The organism is Rhodoferax sp. GW822-FHT02D07 (assembly GCF_058802405.1).
This window is the reverse complement of sequence record NZ_JBXAOD010000003.1, coordinates 58,071-73,641: the sequence shown is the minus strand read 5'-3', so window position 1 is coordinate 73,641 and position 15,571 is coordinate 58,071. Positions and strand designations below refer to the sequence as shown.

18 protein-coding genes are annotated in these 15,571 nt (G+C 64.3%); 8 read left to right on the top strand and 10 right to left on the bottom strand.

Going from position 1 to position 15,571, the window contains the following annotated elements:
- Positions 1-4 precede the first annotated feature (4 nt).
- Complete coding sequence (locus AC1RNN_RS08555; protein WP_493090990.1) at positions 5-463, bottom strand: MarR family winged helix-turn-helix transcriptional regulator; 459 nt, start codon at positions 461-463, stop codon at positions 5-7.
- Positions 464-618: 155 nt separating this feature from the next.
- Between AC1RNN_RS08555 and AC1RNN_RS08550 the strand changes: the two genes are divergently transcribed.
- The gene (locus AC1RNN_RS08550; protein WP_493090991.1) at positions 619-2,220 is read left to right on the top strand and encodes a GMC family oxidoreductase; all 1,602 of its coding nucleotides are present in this window, start codon (positions 619-621) and stop codon (positions 2,218-2,220) included.
- Between the two features lie 375 nt (positions 2,221-2,595).
- Here AC1RNN_RS08550 and AC1RNN_RS08545 read toward each other — a convergent pair whose 3' ends face one another.
- The 5 genes from AC1RNN_RS08545 to AC1RNN_RS08525 form a co-directional block, all read right to left on the bottom strand.
- Positions 2,596-3,051 (bottom strand): hypothetical protein, encoded by a 456-nt coding sequence (locus tag AC1RNN_RS08545; RefSeq protein ID WP_493090992.1) that lies wholly within the window; start codon positions 3,049-3,051, stop codon positions 2,596-2,598.
- 95 nt (positions 3,052-3,146) lie between these two features.
- The gene (locus AC1RNN_RS08540) at positions 3,147-3,974 is read right to left on the bottom strand and encodes an ABC transporter permease (protein ID WP_493090993.1); all 828 of its coding nucleotides are present in this window, start codon (positions 3,972-3,974) and stop codon (positions 3,147-3,149) included.
- A gap of 1 nt (position 3,975) precedes the next feature.
- A complete protein-coding gene (locus AC1RNN_RS08535) occupies positions 3,976-4,899 on the bottom strand; it encodes an ATP-binding cassette domain-containing protein (RefSeq protein ID WP_493090994.1) in 924 nt (307 codons plus the stop codon).
- Positions 4,900-4,932: 33 nt separating this feature from the next.
- Positions 4,933-6,087, bottom strand: coding sequence for a GGDEF domain-containing protein (locus tag AC1RNN_RS08530; protein WP_493090996.1), 1,155 nt, complete (start codon positions 6,085-6,087; stop codon positions 4,933-4,935).
- Between the two features lie 4 nt (positions 6,088-6,091).
- On the bottom strand, positions 6,092-7,585 hold the full coding sequence (locus AC1RNN_RS08525) for an AMP nucleosidase (protein WP_493090997.1): 1,494 nt from the start codon (positions 7,583-7,585) through the stop codon (positions 6,092-6,094).
- A 73-nt stretch (positions 7,586-7,658) separates the two neighbouring features.
- Here AC1RNN_RS08525 and AC1RNN_RS08520 point away from each other — a divergent pair, with 73 nt between their 5' ends.
- Positions 7,659-7,985, top strand: coding sequence for a hypothetical protein (locus AC1RNN_RS08520; protein WP_493090998.1), 327 nt, complete (start codon positions 7,659-7,661; stop codon positions 7,983-7,985).
- Here AC1RNN_RS08520 and AC1RNN_RS08515 read toward each other — a convergent pair.
- Positions 7,968-8,195 (bottom strand): cysteine-rich CWC family protein, encoded by a 228-nt coding sequence (locus AC1RNN_RS08515; protein ID WP_493090999.1) that lies wholly within the window; start codon positions 8,193-8,195, stop codon positions 7,968-7,970. The two genes, AC1RNN_RS08520 and AC1RNN_RS08515, sit on opposite strands and share 18 nt — an antisense overlap.
- Positions 8,196-8,247: 52 nt before the next feature.
- Between AC1RNN_RS08515 and AC1RNN_RS08510 the strand changes: the two genes are divergently transcribed.
- A complete protein-coding gene (locus AC1RNN_RS08510) occupies positions 8,248-8,715 on the top strand; it encodes a CYTH domain-containing protein (RefSeq protein WP_493091000.1) in 468 nt (155 codons plus the stop codon).
- Here AC1RNN_RS08510 and AC1RNN_RS08505 read toward each other — a convergent pair.
- Positions 8,691-10,199 carry a tetratricopeptide repeat protein gene (locus AC1RNN_RS08505; protein ID WP_493091002.1) on the bottom strand — a complete coding sequence of 503 codons (1,509 nt, stop codon included), beginning with the start codon at positions 10,197-10,199 and terminating at the stop codon, positions 8,691-8,693. The genes AC1RNN_RS08510 and AC1RNN_RS08505 overlap by 25 nt on opposite strands.
- Positions 10,192-10,869, bottom strand: a complete 678-nt coding sequence (locus tag AC1RNN_RS08500; RefSeq protein ID WP_493091003.1) for a glycosyltransferase — start codon at positions 10,867-10,869, stop codon at positions 10,192-10,194. Before AC1RNN_RS08500 ends, AC1RNN_RS08505 begins: the two co-directional genes overlap by 8 nt.
- A 153-nt stretch (positions 10,870-11,022) precedes the next feature.
- On the opposite strand from AC1RNN_RS08500, the gene AC1RNN_RS08495 reads away from it, so the two are divergent.
- The 3 genes from AC1RNN_RS08495 (at position 11,023) to AC1RNN_RS08485 (ending at position 13,262) form a co-directional block, all read left to right on the top strand.
- Complete coding sequence (locus AC1RNN_RS08495; RefSeq protein WP_493091004.1) at positions 11,023-11,358, top strand: hypothetical protein; 336 nt, start codon at positions 11,023-11,025, stop codon at positions 11,356-11,358.
- An 11-nt stretch (positions 11,359-11,369) separates the two neighbouring features.
- Entirely contained in the window at positions 11,370-12,215 is an 846-nt protein-coding gene (locus tag AC1RNN_RS08490) for an alpha/beta hydrolase (protein WP_493091005.1), read from the top strand.
- Between the two features lie 72 nt (positions 12,216-12,287).
- Positions 12,288-13,262 carry an AraC family transcriptional regulator gene (locus AC1RNN_RS08485; protein WP_493091006.1) on the top strand — a complete coding sequence of 325 codons (975 nt, stop codon included), beginning with the start codon at positions 12,288-12,290 and terminating at the stop codon, positions 13,260-13,262.
- Between the two features lie 14 nt (positions 13,263-13,276).
- On the opposite strand, the gene AC1RNN_RS08480 is transcribed toward AC1RNN_RS08485, so the two are convergent.
- Positions 13,277-13,744 (bottom strand): Lrp/AsnC family transcriptional regulator, encoded by a 468-nt coding sequence (locus AC1RNN_RS08480; RefSeq protein WP_493091007.1) that lies wholly within the window; start codon positions 13,742-13,744, stop codon positions 13,277-13,279.
- A gap of 305 nt (positions 13,745-14,049) precedes the next feature.
- On the opposite strand from AC1RNN_RS08480, the gene AC1RNN_RS08475 reads away from it, so the two are divergent.
- Both AC1RNN_RS08475 and AC1RNN_RS08470 read left to right on the top strand, forming a co-directional pair.
- A complete protein-coding gene (locus AC1RNN_RS08475) occupies positions 14,050-14,835 on the top strand; it encodes an ABC transporter substrate-binding protein (protein WP_493091008.1) in 786 nt (261 codons plus the stop codon).
- 64 nt (positions 14,836-14,899) lie between these two features.
- Complete coding sequence (locus AC1RNN_RS08470) at positions 14,900-15,571, top strand: ABC transporter permease (RefSeq protein ID WP_493091010.1); 672 nt, start codon at positions 14,900-14,902, stop codon at positions 15,569-15,571.

Here is a 15,571-nt window from a genome sequence, read left to right as displayed (position 1 = left end):
GGGATCAGGCGGCGGTGAGGCGCTGGCGCAGGGCCTGCACCTGCTGGGTCAGGCTCATCAGCTCGTCCAGCGGGCAATCGGCGGCGGCCAGCACGCAGGCGGGGATTTTTGTGGCTTGCACTTTGAGGGCGCGGCCCTTGGCGGTCAGGAATACTTCGACGCGGCGCTCATCGGCGACGCTGCGCTGGCGGCTCAGCAGCTCGGCCTGCTCCATGCGCTTGAGCAGGGGGGTGAGCGTCCCGGAATCCAGAAACAGGCGTTCGCCCAGGGCCGAAACACTCAGACCGTCCTGCTCCCACAGCACCATCATCACCAGGTACTGCGGGTAGGTGAGCTGCATGCCATCCAGCAGCGGCTTGTACAGCTTGGTCATGGCCAGGGAGGTGGAGTACAGCGCAAAGCAGAGCTGGTTGTCCAAACGCAGGGCGTCGTCGTTGGCAGGGAGGGTGGATCGGCTGAGCATGGGCTAAATTGTAGGCATCAATTAAATTGTGTTCAATTAAATTGATAAAAACCATTCTCTGAAGATGGGCATGAGGCTGCCAAGGGTAAATGGGGGCTTGGCAGCGGCGGGGTGGCTGGGGTAACGTTAACGTCACCCTGAAGGAGGCAGTTCGCGTGTTCGACTACATCATCATCGGCGCCGGCTCGGCGGGTTGTGTGCTCGCCGCCCGGCTTAGCGAAGACCCCACAGTGAACGTGGCCCTGCTCGAGGCCGGCCCGCCCGACAACAGCGTGCTCATCCATTGCCCCGCGGGGCTGGCCGTACTGGCCAAGAACGGGCAGGCCAACTGGAAATTCGACACCACGCCGCAACCCGGCCTGAACGGGCGAACCGGCTACCAGCCACGCGGCAAGGTGCTGGGCGGTTCCAGCTCGGTCAACGCCATGATCTACATCCGCGGCCAGAAGGAGGACTACGACCATTGGGCGTCGGAAGGCAATCCGGGCTGGAGCTATGACGAGGTGCTGCCCTATTTCAAGAAGGCCGAAGACAACGACCGGGGTGCCGATCGCTTCCACGGCCAGGGTGGCCCCCTGCATGTGCAGGACTTGACCAGCCCGAACCGCCTGGGCCCGGTGTTTGTCGAGGCCGGGCGCCAGGCAGGCTATGCGGTCAACCCGGACTTCAATGGCGCCAGCCAGGAAGGCGTGGGTGTTTACCAGGTCACCCACAAGAATGGCGAGCGATTCAGCGCGGCCAAGGGCTACCTCACGCCCAACCTCGGGCGGCCCAATCTGCATGTGTTCACGGGCGCGCACACCACGCGCATCCTGCTGGAGCACAAGCGTGCCGTGGGCGTGCAGTTCCTGCACGAAGGTGAGATGAAAGAGCTGCGTTGCAGCCGCGAGGTGCTGCTCAGTGCGGGCGCGCTGCAGTCGCCGCAAATCCTGATGCTGTCGGGCATAGGTCCGCACAAGCATCTGGTCGAAAAAGGTATTGCCACCCTGCACGACCTGCCGGGCGTCGGCCAAAACCTGCATGACCATATCGATGTGGTGCAGCTGGTGAACGCACCGAAGCTGACGGAGACTTTTGGTGTGTCCTTCACCGGCATGGCCAACGCCGTGCGTGGCATTTTCGAATGGCGCAAGCAGCGCACCGGCATGCTCACCACCAACTTTGCCGAGGCGGGCGGCTTCATCAAGAGTCAGCCCGACGAGCGCACCCCTGATCTGCAGTTCCACTTCGCCATCGCCAAGCTGGTGAACCATGGCCGCAGCACCGTGCTGGGCCACGGCTATTCCTGCCACGTCTGCCTGCTGCGTCCCTACAGCCGCGGCAGCGTCACGCTGGCGAGCAAGGACCGGTTCGACGCTCCGGTCATCGACCCGAACTTCCTGGGCGAACGCGACGACGTGGACCGCCTGGTGCGCGGTTTCAAACTGATGCGTACGGTGTTGGAGCAACCGGCGCTAACGGGCTTGGGGGGCAAGGAGGGACCGAAGTCAGCCGCCGCACGTAATGATTTTGAGATTGAACAGTTCATCCGCGAGAACGCGGACACCGTCTACCACCCCGTCGGCAGCTGCCGCATGGGCCAGGGCCGCATGGATGTGGTGGACCACGAACTGCGCGTGCATGGCATCCAGGGCTTGCGCGTGGTGGACGCCTCCATCATGCCCCGCATCGTGAGCGGCAATACCAATGCGCCGACCATCATGATTGCGGAGAAGGCGGCGGATTTGATCAAGGTGGCGTGGCCGACGGCAGTTTGATGTGCTATTGATTTGCTAGCTGCTGGCGAAATATCGACGGGGCTAGGGGCTTGTTTTATATAAAATCTTTGCTGAGATTTGGTCCGCACACGGCGGGCGGCGTGGCCCGCGTTCTCCGGCTCGCGTCGCGGGCGGCCGTTTCTGGTGGGTTGGGCTTACTGCGTTAACGCCCCAATCGGTGCGCCTGCTCTGTGGCAACCGCGAGTGCGGCCTGCGCCCGCGGACCCCGCCACCCGCCACCCGCCTAGGTTGTTGGGCTTGGGGGCAATTTGGAATTTCAGTTTCAGACTGGAAGCCGACTTTCGAATAGCCCAGAAGCAGGCTTTCAATGCATCAAAGCGCATAGCCACCTTTTTGACCGTGAGGTTAGGCGCTTTACAAACCCGCATACCGACCGTCATCATCAACGTAATAGACCTCCGTTAAATACCACCTCCCCGACTGATAGATCAGGTGATACTCGTAGTCTGCGACAAAACTTGAGACGACCGTTGATTCTGATTTTGTTGTTACGACGGCCGTTTGATTGGAGATATGGCTTGAAACAATGCGCTCTTGCCTTGGCGAGTGATCTGACTCGGTTCCAAATGCAATTGACTGTCCTTTGAAGGCAGGAAGACAAAACCTTTTCAGCAATTCTATGTAAGCAGCTTCTGCTTGCTTTATTCCTTCGCCCGAAGGTAGCTGCGCACTCAATTTCAGTGCCTTGTCATTCCACTCCTGATACTCCTCGATGAACTGTTGAACCAATAATTCTGGTTTTACAGCGAAGGTGGGCGGAGCGCAAAACCCTGAGATTGAAGTCGAGAAGAATGCAAGAAAACGTTTCATGGTCGCCTAACGAATAATGTATGAAAAGCGTTCGGAATAGAAACAAACTGAGTCTTGCCGCAGGATGACCGCTTCCGCCGCAGAGCAGCCGTCACTCACTTCGCAAACCGCTTGCGCGTCAGCGCCAGCGCAATCCAGAACGAGCCCACCGCATAAACCGCCAGCACCGCCAAGTGCCGCGAGGCATCCGAAGGCCACTGGTCCATGAACAGCGGTCGTATCAACGCTACTGCGTTGGACAGCGGCAGCCAATCCGCCACTACGCGCACGACTGTGGGTAGCTGTTCCAGCGGGAAGAAGACGCCGCTGAGGAACATCATGGGCGTGAGGAAGAGCGTGAAGTAATAGGTGAAGAAGTCGTAGCCTTTAGCCAGTGCGTTGAAGATGAGCGCGATGCAGCTGAAGGTGATGCCCACGCCGAACAGGATGGGCCAGGCGACGAAGAGCTTGGGGCTATGACTGATGCCCAGCGCCAGCATCACGCCCAGAATGGCGGTGACGGTGAATAGCGACTTGAAGGCGGCCCAGAGCATCTCTGCCAACACCACGTTGTCCAGGCTCACGGGCGCGTTCATGATGCCGTCCCAGGTCTTCTGCACATGCATGCGGCTGAAGGCGGAGTACAGCGCCTCGAAGGACGCGGCCTGCATGGCGCTCATGCAGATGGAGCCACTGGCCAGGAACAGGATGTAGGGCACCTGCTGGCCGCCCACGTTGACCTGGCCGACCAGTGCGCCCATGCCGTAGCCAAAGGCGACCAGCCACATCAGCGGTTCGGCGATATTGCCGACCAGGCTGGGGATGGCGAGCTTGCGCCATACCAGCAGATTGCGCAGGAACACGGGCCAGAAGCGCAGCGACACTTCGGGCGCGCGCCAGATCGATTGCGGCTTGGCCGGGGTGTAGGGGGATGCGGTGCTCATATCAGGCGTCCTCGCGGATCTGGCGTCCGGTGAGTTTCAGGAACAGGTCTTCCAGGTTAGCCGGGCGGTGCAGGGTGCGCAGCTGTGGGTAGGCGGTCAGGGCCTGCAGCAGCGCGCCGGCGTCCTGCGTGTAGAAGAAGACGGTTTCGCCGCTCACTTCCACGCGTGCTGCCAGTGCGCGCAACGGGCTGTCCACGAGCGAGAGGGCGCCATTGCCATACACCTCCACCACATCGGGCTCCAGGTGCTGGGCGATCAGGTCGCGTGGCGTGCCCTCAGCGATCTTTTTGCCATGGTCCAGCACCAGCAAGCGGTTGCAGAGGCGCTCGGCCTCGTCCATGAAGTGGGTGGTTAGCAGGATGGACTTGCCTTGTTGCAGCAACACCTGCAGGCGTTCCCACATGAGGTGGCGTGCCTGCGGGTCCAGGCCCGTGGTGGGCTCGTCCAGCAGCAAGAGCTTGGGATCGTTCACCAGCGCACGGGCCAGGCTCAGGCGCCGGCGCATGCCGCCGGAGAGCTCACCGGGTTTTGCGTTGGCCTTGTGCGAGAGCGCAGCAAACTCCAGCAGCTGCGGAATGCGCGCCTTGATGGCGGCGTCCTTCATGCCGAAGTAACGGCCATAGACTAGCAGGTTCTCGGCGCAGCTGAAGTCCGGGTCCAGCGTGTCGAACTGGGTGACCACACCGAGTTGGGCCTTGATGGCCATGGCGTCGTGCGGCATCTGCCAGCCCAGCGCATGGATGCTGCCGCCATCGGGCAGGGTGTGGCCCAGACACATGCGGATGGTGGTGGTCTTGCCTGCGCCATTGGGGCCAATGACGCCCAGGCATTCGCCGGGCGCGATCTCGAAGGACAGGTCTTTGACGACCTCCGCATCGCCGTAGCGCTTGTGCAGATGCTGCACTTCAAACAGTTTTTCCGTCATGCGCGGCATTGTGCCGCAGGCCTTTGAAAGCGCTCAGTCGGCCTGCAATAGCCTGCCGCGCCCTTGGGCCTTGGCCTGGTAGAGGGCCGCATCGGCGCGTGCCATGAAGTCGGCCAGACTGTCGTCGTCGGCTTGCTGCATGGCCAAGCCTGCGCTGTAACCCACACGCAGTGAGGGCTCCTGGATGCCTTCTTCTTGTATCCCCAGGCGCAGGCGTTGCTCCACATGCAGGGCGGCACGTTTGTCGGTATTAGGCAGCAGCAGGGCAAACTCTTCACCGCCCAAACGGGCTGCGATGTCGCCGCTGCGCCGGTTGGTGCGCAGTTGCTGGCCCACCATGCGCAGCACCTGGTCGCCCGCTTCGTGGCCCTGGGTGTCGTTGATGCGTTTGAAGTGGTCCAGGTCCAACATGATCAGTGCCAATGGCCGCTGCTGGCGGCGTGCCTGCTCCCAGGCCACCGTGGCGCGTTCGTCCCAGCCATGGCGGTTGAGCAGACCGGTGAGGTTGTCAGTCAGGGCCTGTTCGCGCAATGCCGATTCGGCCTCTTCGCGCCAGGCGACCAGCACGGCGACCGTGGTGAGCACCAGGGCGACATTGGCAGTGATTTGCGCCAGCACGTTGACGATGTGCGGTGCATCGAAGGTGGGGTACAGCTCCGGATACCAGGCACCTAACACGCCGCGCCCCAGCGATGCAAGGGCCACGGCGGTGTAGCACAGCGCAATCAGACTGCGCCAGCGCAGTCCCGCTGGCAGCCGTGGGCGCAGCGTGGCGCGGGCCACGACCAGCAGCTGCAGGGCCAGCAGCAGGTTGGCATAGCCCACGCGCAGGCTGTAGTCGCCAAAACTGAGCGCATAGCCCAGTGGCATGAGTACCACCAATACCTGCAGCAGGCGCTCGTACGGGCGCCGCCCCAGCCAGGCCTTGAGGGCCAGGAACATGAGGTAGTTGGCGGTTGAGGCCATCACCATGGCCGCGGTGGACAGCACCGGGTCCAGCCAGTGGCCGAAGGCAAAGCCCGAGCTGATGATGGCCACCCAGCCGAGGGTTTGGCTCAGCAGGCTGTACTGCGCCAGGCGCGCTGCGTGGCTGATGCCCTTGCCCATGATCAGCGGCAGGGCAAGGGAGACGGTGCTCAGATTGAGCGCCGTCAGCACCAGGACAGTCAGGACATGGATGGGCGGCATCCGCTTACTGAAAGGCCACTTCGGCAAAGCTGCGCAGCTTGCGGCTGTGCAGTTGGTCGGTGCCTTGGGCACGCAGCAGTTCCAGTGCCCGGATGCCAATGCGCAAATGCTGGTCCACCCGCTCGCGGTAGAAGTGGTTGGCCATGCCGGGCAGCTTGATCTCGCCGTGCAACGGCTTGTCGCTCACGCACAGCAGGGTGCCATAGGGCACGCGAAAGCGGAAGCCGTTGGCGGCGATGGTGGCGCTCTCCATGTCCAGCGCCACGGCGCGGCTCTGGCTGAAGCGGCGCTGCGGCGTGTTGTCGGGCAGCAGTTCCCAGTTGCGGTTGTCAGTGCTCGCCACGGTACCGGTGCGCATGATGCTCTTGAGCGCTGCGCCTTTGATCTGCGTGACATCGGCCACGGCCTCTTCCAGTGCGACTTGGATTTCGGCCAGTGCCGGGATGGGCACCCACAGTGGCAGTTCTTCGTCGAGCACATGGTCCTCGCGCACATAGCCGTGTGCGAGCACATAGTCGCCCAACTGCTGGCTGTTGCGCAGGCCGGCGCAGTGGCCCAGCATGATCCAGGCGTGTGGGCGCAGCACGGCGATGTGGTCGGTAATCGTCTTGGCGTTGGCCGGGCCCACGCCGATGTTGACCATGGTGATGCCCGCGTTGTCGGCACGCACCAGGTGGTAGCCGGGCATCTGCGGCAGGCGCGGGGGGGCGGAGCCCTGGGCATCGGCCGGGTCGGTTGGCAGGCCCACGCGGCGCGTCACCACATTCCCGGGTTCGATGAAGGCGATGTACTCGCTGTCGGGCTTGGCCATCTCGGCGTGGCCCAGGCGCACGAATTCGTCGATGTAGAACTGGTAGTTGGTGAACAGTACAAAGTTCTGGAAAGCGCGCGGCGAGGTGCCGGTGTAGTGGCGCAGCCGGTGCAGCGAATAGTCCACACGCGGCGCGGTGAACAGGGACAGCGGCAACGGGTCACCTGCCTTGGGGCTGTAGGTGCCGTTGGCAATGCCGTCGTCCATGGCGGCCAGGTCGGGCAGGTCAAACACATCGCGCATCAGCGTGCGGCGCTGCGCGCTCATGCTGCCTTCCACGTGGTCGTTCTCGGCAAAGGAAAAGTGCACAGGGATGGGCTGGCTGCTGGTGCCCACTTCCAGCTCCACACCATGGTTCTGCAGCAGCAGGCGGAACTGCTCCAGGTAATAGCTGCTGTACAGGTCGGGGCGCGTCAGCGTGGTCTCGAAGCGGCCCGGGCCGGCCACAAAGCCAAAGCTCAGGCGGGCGTTGTCGGCGCCGGGTTTACGAAACACCGTGTCGGTGTGGATGCGCACCAGCGGGTAGCAGGCACGCACATGGCCCTGGCTGTCGTCGCCGGCCACAAAGCGCTGCATGGCCTGGCGCAGATGCTGGATGCTGCTCTCATAAATGCGCTGCACCTGGGCCAGCGCGGCGGCGGCATCGGTGAAGCGGGCGGGGGCGATGAAAGGGGGCAAACTGGACATGGACACTATTGTGCCGCGTGATTGTTTCGACGGTATGCGGTAGAGTGCGGACTGGACCAACCCGAGGGCCACGGTGCCAGACCCCAAAGATTCGCGTTTTCACGAGACTGGTTTCCCCTCCTTGCAGTGGGAAGAGGAAGACTTGCCCACGCGGCCCATGCCGTTTCATGAGCGCCCGCTGCAGGCCCGCATCGACCACGAGATGGCCATCATCGCCGAGCACCACATCCGCATCGCGCTGGCCATCGAGAAATTCTGGGGTCACCGCGACTGCGTGGAGTACCTGCAAACCCTGGTTCTGAGTGGCGGCTACAGCGACAGCAGCCGCAACCGCGTCGGGTTCAAACCCGAAGTCCTGTCCGCCCTGATCAACCTCGCGGCCCTACACCGCATCGAGTGAGGCAGCGGCGGCCGCACAGGCCGCGCAGATGCAGGATTTCCGGCGCTGCTCCGTCGGCACGCGGGCCAGCAGCTCTTCTGTAAAAGTGGCTTCCATGCACCAGCAGGGTGGCTGCTTTTGGCCGGTGGTGCGCTCCACTTCCATGGCGCACAGGTTGCCCTTGCCGCACAGCGGGCACACTTCGGGGTTGGGGACTGGTGGGGTGGACATGGTGTCCACAGTGTAGCCACCCCCTCCGGTTTACAAAAGGAAAGCAGGCAGCATGGGTGTGGAAATCGAACGCAAATTCCTGGTCCAAGGTGAGCCGTGGCAGGGCGTACCCGGCGTGGCCTACCGCCAGGGTTACCTGAACCGCGACAAGGCCCGCACGGTGCGCGTGCGCATCGCGGGTGAGGCCGCCTTCCTGACCATCAAGGGCCAGAGCGTGGGCGCCACGCGGGCCGAATTCGAGTACCCCATTCCCGTGGTCGATGCGCAGGCCTTGCTGGCCCTGTGCGATGGGCCGTTGATCGAGAAAACCCGTTACCTGCTGGACCACGCCGGCACGCGCTGGGAGCTGGATGTGTTTGCCGGTGACAACGCCGGACTGGTGGTTGCCGAGGTGGAGCTGGAGTCGGAAGGCCAGGTGTTTACGCGCCCCGACTGGCTGGGCGACGAGGTCACGCAGGATGTGCGTTACTTCAACTCCAACCTGGCCCAGAACCCCTACTGCCGCTGGGCGCCCGCGTAGCGGGCCTGTAGCGAGGCGGCTAGGCTGGCAATGGCCGCTTGCCAGCCAGCACCGGGAACCTGCCGGTGCACGGCGAAGCCGGGGAACCAGGGTGAGGGCGAGCCCTGCTCCTGCCAACGGAATTCGGCCGGTGCGGGCACCAGCACATCACCGCCCAGCCCGAGGCCGGCGGCCAAATGCACATTGGTGTTGCTCACGCCCAGCAGCCCGTCCAGACAGGACAGCAAGGCCAACAGTTCATCCAAATCCTCGTCGCAGGTGCTGGCGTCCAGCACGCGTTCAGCTCCCAGGCGGGCGTGGACCTCCGCCAACTCTTCGGGCAACAAGCCGCGCTGCAGGATGACGACGTCCACGTCCAGCGGCGCCAGCAGGTCCAACAGCGGCCCGAGTGGCGCCGCCTTTTCCAGCCAACGCTGGGTGCTGAAGTCGGCGTACTGCATCTGGGTGCCGGCGCGCCAGGTCAGGCCCAGGCGCGGCCGGGTGCCGCCCAGCAAGGGGTGCTGTGCCACCAGCCGCTGGCGTGTGGCGGCATCGGCTTGCAGGGGCACCGCCGCCGGATACGTGTTCTCGCCCAAGGCCAGGGGCAGATCACCAGCCAGCAGCGTGTGCTGCGCGGATTCCGTGTGTCCGCCTGAAATCAACGTCGCCAGGGCCGGTTGATGCCGCAGTGATGCCAGCTTGGTGTTGCACAGTCGGTAGTCCACCCGCGCGCCACGCGCCTGCAGGGCGGGCAGGTAGCGCATGAAGAACAGCTCGTCGCCAATGCCCTGTTCGCCCAGCACCTGCACGGTCTGGCCGCGCAGGTCGGCAGGCAGGGGCGGGGTATGCGGCTCCCACCCGGCGGGCGCGCCTTCAAAGGCCTGGCGGTTGAAGCGCCAGGCGTAGTGCGCCCAGCCGCTTGCCAGCTGCCCCTGGCGCAGCAACACCAGGGCCAGGTTGTGGTGGGTGCCCTGGCGTTTGGGGGCTAGCGCCAGGGTGGCTTCCAGCGCGGTCTGCGCTGCCCCGGTTTGGCTGCGATGGGCCAGCAGGGTGCCCAGGTTGTGGTGCAGGCGCACGGACTGCGGCAGTTGTTGGGTGGCCACCTGCAGCAAGGCGATGGCTTGGTCTGGTAAGCCGGTTTGTTCGTAGAACACGGCCAGGTTGTAGGCGGCTTCCTCGTGCCCGGGGGCCAGCATGAAGGCCTTGGTGAGCTGCATTTCGGCGGCGGTGTTCTGGCCGATCTGCTGCAGCGCCCGGCCCAGGGTCAGCGCGTGTTCGATGGCCAGCGTGGCGTCAGCGCCGGGGTTCAGGTCCTGCAGCACCGCCACCACATCGTCATAACGACCTAGATGGAACAGCGATTCACCGGCCAGGAAGCGCCAGTAGACGTTGTGTGGCTGCATTTCCAGCGCCCGGGCGTAGGCGTCCAGCGCCTGGGCGAACTGCCCTTGGGCGTAGTGCTGGTCGCCGATCAGGGCGTGTTCCAGCCCGGGTGCGTTAGCCATGGCGCTGCTGTGAGTAGTCGGCCAGCAGCCGCTCGCGGTGCCACTCGGCGGCCATGGGGTCGTCGGCGTATTCGTGGAAGCAGGGCGTGCCCAGCGTCCAGTGCAGCAGCTTGGCGTCGGGGTTGGCGCCAAATTCCTGTGGCAGCCAGTTCCATTCGCGTGGCAGTGCGCCAATCAACTCGTCGGCCAGCCAGGTGAAGCGGTGCAGCTGTGCGCCGGTTCCGTTTTCCACAAAGGCGGGTGTGACCACGCGGTTGGCCGGGTGGCCGCAGTTCCAGAGCACCACGCTGGACCAATTCTTGCGCGGGTAGTCCTGGTTCTTGGAGCCCAGGTACTTGCCCTGGGCCTTGGTCTTGTAGTCGTGCTGCACGCACATCACGGCCTTGCTCTCGTCGCGCAAGGCCCAGAGTTCGCTGATGTCGGTGCGCAGCACCATGTCGCCGTCCATGAAGAGGGCCCAACCTTGGTAGTCGGTCAGGTGGGGCAGCAGGAAGCGGCTGTAGATGAACTGGTTGCTGCCGTCGCCGTGGGTTTCGCGGTAGTCAGGCAGGGTGTGCAGCGCCAGCGGCGTGATGGCCACCGGCTGGCGTGCATGGCGCACGATGCTGTTGGCGCACACGTGGTAGGCCACGGCTTCGCGCGGGTCATAGCCAATGAAGATCCGGATCATGCGCCATGCTAGGCCGGGGTGACGGGCCTGAAGCGCAGAAAAGCGCTGCTTTGCCCCGCCAAAAAGCGGGCGCGTCTTTGCAAAGCAGATACATGGCGCTGCTACGCTGGCTGCGGGCCGGCACCCTGCAGGCCAGATGCAAAGGAGCGCGTGATGCAAGGAATCCACCGATCGTTTCTGGTTGCCGCCTTGGGCGGTCTGTGCCTGCTGGGCAGTGCCTTGGCCCAGCAGAACCCACCACCCAAACCGCCCGAGGGTCAAGGCAATGGACAAGGTGGTGAGCACCGTGGTCCGCCACCCGAGGCGCTGGCCGCCTGCAAATCGCTGGCCAGCGGGGCCGCCTGCAGCATGACCACGCCCCAGGGCAGCATGAGCGGCACCTGCGGCGCCCCCGAAGGCAAACCGCTGGCATGCCGCCCGGCGCGTCCGCCCCAAGGGAAGGGCCAGGGTGACAGCGGCAACAAGCCACCGCCCAAACCCGCCAACTGATGGGCGGGCGGATGCGCTGGCTGCTGCTTCTGGGCGCGCTGCTGCTGGCCGGCTGCGGCGCACAAGGACTGTTCTACCACCCGGACCAGGTGCTCTACAGCACCCCGGCCGAGGCAGGCCTGCGCTTTGACGCGGTACGCTTCCCCAGCCGGGACGGGACGCAATTGACGGGCTGGTTCATCCCCGCCAGCGGTTACGCCAACCCGCGCGACGCCAAGGGTACGGTGGTGCATTTCCATGGCAACGCGCAGAACATGACGGCCCATTGGCAGTACGTGGCCTGGCTGCCGCGCCGGGGCTATAACGTGTTCGTGTTCGACTACCGGGGCTATGGCGCGTCCCAGGGCAAGCCCGACGTGAAGGGCGTATTCGAGGACGCCAACAGCGCGCTGGACTATGTGCGTACTCGCAGCGACGTGAACCCCGAGCGCCTGCTGGTGCTGGGCCAGAGCCTGGGCGGCACCAACGCCATTGCCACCGTGGGCAGCGGCAACCGGGCGGGCGTGAAGGCGGTGGCGATCGAGGCCACCTTCTACTCCTACAGCAGCATCGCCAGCGACAAGGTGAGCGGCGCCGGCCTGCTCATGAACGACAGCTACAGCGCGGCCCGTTACGTGCAGGCGCTCTCGCCGCTGCCACTGCTGCTGATCCACGGCACCGCAGACCCGGTGATTCCCTACGCCCATGCCACGCGCCTGCTGGAGCAGGCCCAAGCCCCGAAGCGCCTGATCACGGTGGAGGGCGGCGGCCACATCGACGCGCTGACGCCGCGTTTTGGCCACACCTACCAGGATGCGGTGGTGGACTTCTTCGATGCGGCGCTGGGCCTGCTGCCCGCCGTGGCAGCCAATCCATAAGCAATTTATGCCTCCAGCCCTCGTGGAATGTGCGCGAGCAGCTCCTGAATCAGGAGCATTACACTGCGGGCCATGACTTCTTCTGTCCTGGCCCGCAGCCCTGCGGCGGAGTACACGCAGCGCATGAACCGGGTGTTGGACCATATCGACCGGCACCTCGATACGCCGCTGGAGCTGGCCGCGCTGGCTGACGTGGCGCACTTCTCGGCCTTCCACTTCCACCGCATGTTTGCCGCCTGGATGGGCGAGACTCTGGGCGACTACGTGCGCCGCCGGCGCCTGGAGGTTGGCGCCTTGCACCTGGCGGGCAATATACGGGCCAGCGTGCTGGAGGTGGCCTTGGGCGTCGGGTTCGGGTCGGGCGAGGCGTTTGCCCGCGCCTTCAAACTGCACTTTGGCTGCACGCCCACGGCCTGGCGCACCAACACGCCGCAGCGCTGGGCGCAGGAGCTGCAGCACGCACGCCGCCTGGTGGAGCGCAATCTGGATCAGGCACGGAGCAAGCACGATCAGGCGGGGACGGGCGCTTCTGGCGACCATGCAGGCCTGTCCAACTCCAGGGAATCCGCCCTCATGCAAGTCACCATCACCAGTCTGCCCGCCGTGCGCGTAGCCTATATGCGCCACATCGGCCCCTACGGCCTGCCCATCAACCAGTTCTGGAGCCAGACCTTTGTGCCCTGGGCCAGCGCGCAGGGCCTGCTGCCCGGTGCGTCCTGCTACGGCATCGGCCAGGACGACCCGCACATCACGCCCGCCGCCCAGTGTCGCTACGACGCCTGCGTGGCGGTGCCGGACGGCTTTGTGGCCAAGAGCCCGGCCTCCATCACCACACTACCCGGCGGCCGCTACGCCGTGGCCGCCTTTAAGGGCACCGTGCCCCAGCTCACGCTGGCCTGGACCGAACTGCTGCGCGACTGGCTGCCCGCCAGCGGCATGCAGATGGACGGACGCCCGCTGTTTGAGCACATGCCACCCGACACGCAGTACGACCCGGCCACCGGCGTGTTCACTTGCGAGCTGTGCATACCGGTCAAGCCGCTGTAGGCCTGCGCACCACCTCATTCGTCCACAGGGACGTACATGTCGAACTTCATCGCATCGATCACCACATTGGTGGTCATGCGGATGACTTGGGGCACTTCCGCCATCAGCCGGGCGGAGAGTGCGTCGTAGTCCTTCACGCTGCGGCTGAGGATGACCATGACCAGGTCCACCGCGCCGGTGACGTAGAAGAGCTGCTGCACTTCGGGCTCCTTGTGTACCCAGGTGCGAATGCGTGGCAAGGCCTCGTAGTTGTCTTTCAGCTCAATGCCGACCACAAATTGCATGCGCTGCCCCAGCGCTTGCGGGTTGACCACCGCAATTTCCGCCGTGATGACCTTGTCCGCGCGCAAGCGCCGCAGGCGGCGTTGCACGGCGGAGGCAGACAAACCGACCGCTTCGGCAATCACTTCGGCATTGACCTGGCAGTCGCGTTGCACGAACTCCAGAATCTTCCGGTCAAACTGGTCCAGGGGCGTTTCCATCGATTCATTGTAGGCAAGGGAGGGGCGAGACCGGAATCGGCGCTCATCTGGACTTGTGCGCCGTTTTTCTGCAGAAAAGAGCCGGATTACGCCGCCTGGCGGCGTTTCTTTTGGGGAAACTTGAGATTCCTTTGCGCCTCAAAAACGCAGTTTTGCGTGCGTAACGCGCCAGCCTTTGGTGCGGTGGCTATGGGCATTATGGTGGCGTTCATCGCCATCGTCATGCGGGCCGGCGTGCCCACGCGGGGGACAGGGTTGGGTCTGTTTTTTGGCCGCTTGGCCGGTTCTATCTGGAGTCACAAAGAATGAAAGCTCGGGTTCTGAAAATGGTGGTGGGTGGTTTGCTGATGACGGCAGGCCTGGCGTTTGCGCAGGATGTCGTGCGTATCGGCACGCTTTCGGACTACCCGCCCTTTGAGTACAAGGATGCGTCCGGCCAGCTCAAGGGCATGGAGATCGAACTCGCCAATGCCATGTGCAAGCACATGCAGGCCAAGTGCGAGTACGTCACCATGGACTTTGACGCGCTCATCCCCGCGCTCAAGGCCAAGAAGATCGATGCCGTCCTGGCCCAGATGTCCATCACCGACGAGCGCAAGAAAGTGGTGGACTTCACCGACCTGTTCACCCTGGCCCCCGTGCAGTACGTGGCCAAGGTGGGCTCGGGCATCAGCGAAGACCCGGCTACCCTGCGCGGCAAGACGGTGGGCGTGTACAGCGGCTCCAACCACGAGACTTACCTCAAGAAGCGCCTGCCCAAGGCCAAGTCCGGCATCGCCACCAAGTCCTACCCCAACCAGGACGCCATTTGGCTGGACCTGGAAGCCGGGCGCGTGAACACAGCGCTCGGCGACACCACGGTGGCCTATGAATGGCTGCAGAAGACCGGCAAGGCCAAGGGTTTTGACTTTGCGGGCAAGCCGCTGAACGATGTGGAAATGTTTGGCGAAGGCACCGGCATCGCCGTGCGCAAGGGCGACCCCCTGAGGGCGCGCCTCAACACCGCCATCAAGAAGGTGCTGGCCGACGGCAGCTTTGCCGCAGAGAACAAGAAGGTGTTCCCGTTTAGCATTGCGCCTGCCAGCAAGTAAGCCCAGCCAATGAATGGCCGCACCCGCCCGCTGGCGCAGGTGGCGGTGCTTTTCCGGAGTCGAAATGGATGTTTTGCAGGCCTACACGGGCCAGCTGCTGCAAGGTGCGCTGATGACCGTGCAACTGGCTTGCGCCGCCCTGGTGTGCGGGCTGGGGCTGGGCCTGCTGCTGGCGGCCTGCCAGCTCAGCCGCCATGCTTGGCTGCGCCGCCCGGTGCGGCTGGCGACCGGGGTGCTGCGGGGCGTGCCGGAGTTTCTGGTCGTTCTGGTGTGCTACTTCGGCCTGTCCAGCTTCATCAACACGCATTGGGACGGGGCCTTTGACATCAGCCCCTTCTTTGCCGGTGTGGTGTCGCTGGCGCTGGTGTTGGGGGCCTATGCCTCCGAGGTGTTTCGCGGCAGCTTTGTGGCCCTGGAGCGCGGGCAGCTGGACGCCGCGCGTTCCTTGGGGATGACGCCGGTGCAAACCTTTTTTCTGGTGCGCCTGCCGCAGGCCTGGCGCATTGCCCTGCCCAGTTTGGGCAACCTGTGGCAATCGCTACTCAAGGACACCTCGCTGGTCTCGGTGGTGGGGCTGGAAGACCTGCTGAAGAAGTCCAACATGGCTGCGCAGGCAAGCCACCAGCCGTTTATGTTCCTGATGGCTGCGGCCTGCATGTACTTTGTGCTGCTGGCGCTGACCGAGCCCGTGTTCTCGACGCTGGAACGCAGGGCGCAACGCCCCTACCTTCGCTGA

Bases quoted from the DNA above. Each gene is read 5' to 3' on its own strand.
- AC1RNN_RS08495 (WP_493091004.1), top strand. From the start codon at position 11,023: ATGCAAGGAATCCACCGATCGTTTCTGGTTGCCGCCTTGGGCGGTCTG.
- AC1RNN_RS08515 (WP_493090999.1), bottom strand. From the start codon at position 8,195: ATGTCCACCCCACCAGTCCCCAACCCCGAAGTGTGCCCGCTGTGCGGC.
- AC1RNN_RS08540 (WP_493090993.1), bottom strand. From the start codon at position 3,974: ATGAGCACCGCATCCCCCTACACCCCGGCCAAGCCGCAATCGATCTGG.
- AC1RNN_RS08525 (WP_493090997.1), bottom strand. From the start codon at position 7,585: ATGTCCAGTTTGCCCCCTTTCATCGCCCCCGCCCGCTTCACCGATGCC.
- AC1RNN_RS08545 (WP_493090992.1), bottom strand. From the start codon at position 3,051: ATGAAACGTTTTCTTGCATTCTTCTCGACTTCAATCTCAGGGTTTTGC.
- AC1RNN_RS08475 (WP_493091008.1), top strand. From the start codon at position 14,050: ATGAAAGCTCGGGTTCTGAAAATGGTGGTGGGTGGTTTGCTGATGACG.
- AC1RNN_RS08500 (WP_493091003.1), bottom strand. From the start codon at position 10,869: ATGATCCGGATCTTCATTGGCTATGACCCGCGCGAAGCCGTGGCCTAC.
- AC1RNN_RS08470 (WP_493091010.1), top strand. From the start codon at position 14,900: ATGGATGTTTTGCAGGCCTACACGGGCCAGCTGCTGCAAGGTGCGCTG.
- AC1RNN_RS08480 (WP_493091007.1), bottom strand. From the start codon at position 13,744: ATGGAAACGCCCCTGGACCAGTTTGACCGGAAGATTCTGGAGTTCGTG.
- AC1RNN_RS08530 (WP_493090996.1), bottom strand. From the start codon at position 6,087: ATGCCGCCCATCCATGTCCTGACTGTCCTGGTGCTGACGGCGCTCAAT.
- AC1RNN_RS08505 (WP_493091002.1), bottom strand. From the start codon at position 10,199: ATGGCTAACGCACCCGGGCTGGAACACGCCCTGATCGGCGACCAGCAC.
- AC1RNN_RS08555 (WP_493090990.1), bottom strand. From the start codon at position 463: ATGCTCAGCCGATCCACCCTCCCTGCCAACGACGACGCCCTGCGTTTG.
- AC1RNN_RS08485 (WP_493091006.1), top strand. From the start codon at position 12,288: ATGACTTCTTCTGTCCTGGCCCGCAGCCCTGCGGCGGAGTACACGCAG.
- AC1RNN_RS08510 (WP_493091000.1), top strand. From the start codon at position 8,248: ATGGGTGTGGAAATCGAACGCAAATTCCTGGTCCAAGGTGAGCCGTGG.
- AC1RNN_RS08535 (WP_493090994.1), bottom strand. From the start codon at position 4,899: ATGACGGAAAAACTGTTTGAAGTGCAGCATCTGCACAAGCGCTACGGC.
- AC1RNN_RS08490 (WP_493091005.1), top strand. From the start codon at position 11,370: ATGCGCTGGCTGCTGCTTCTGGGCGCGCTGCTGCTGGCCGGCTGCGGC.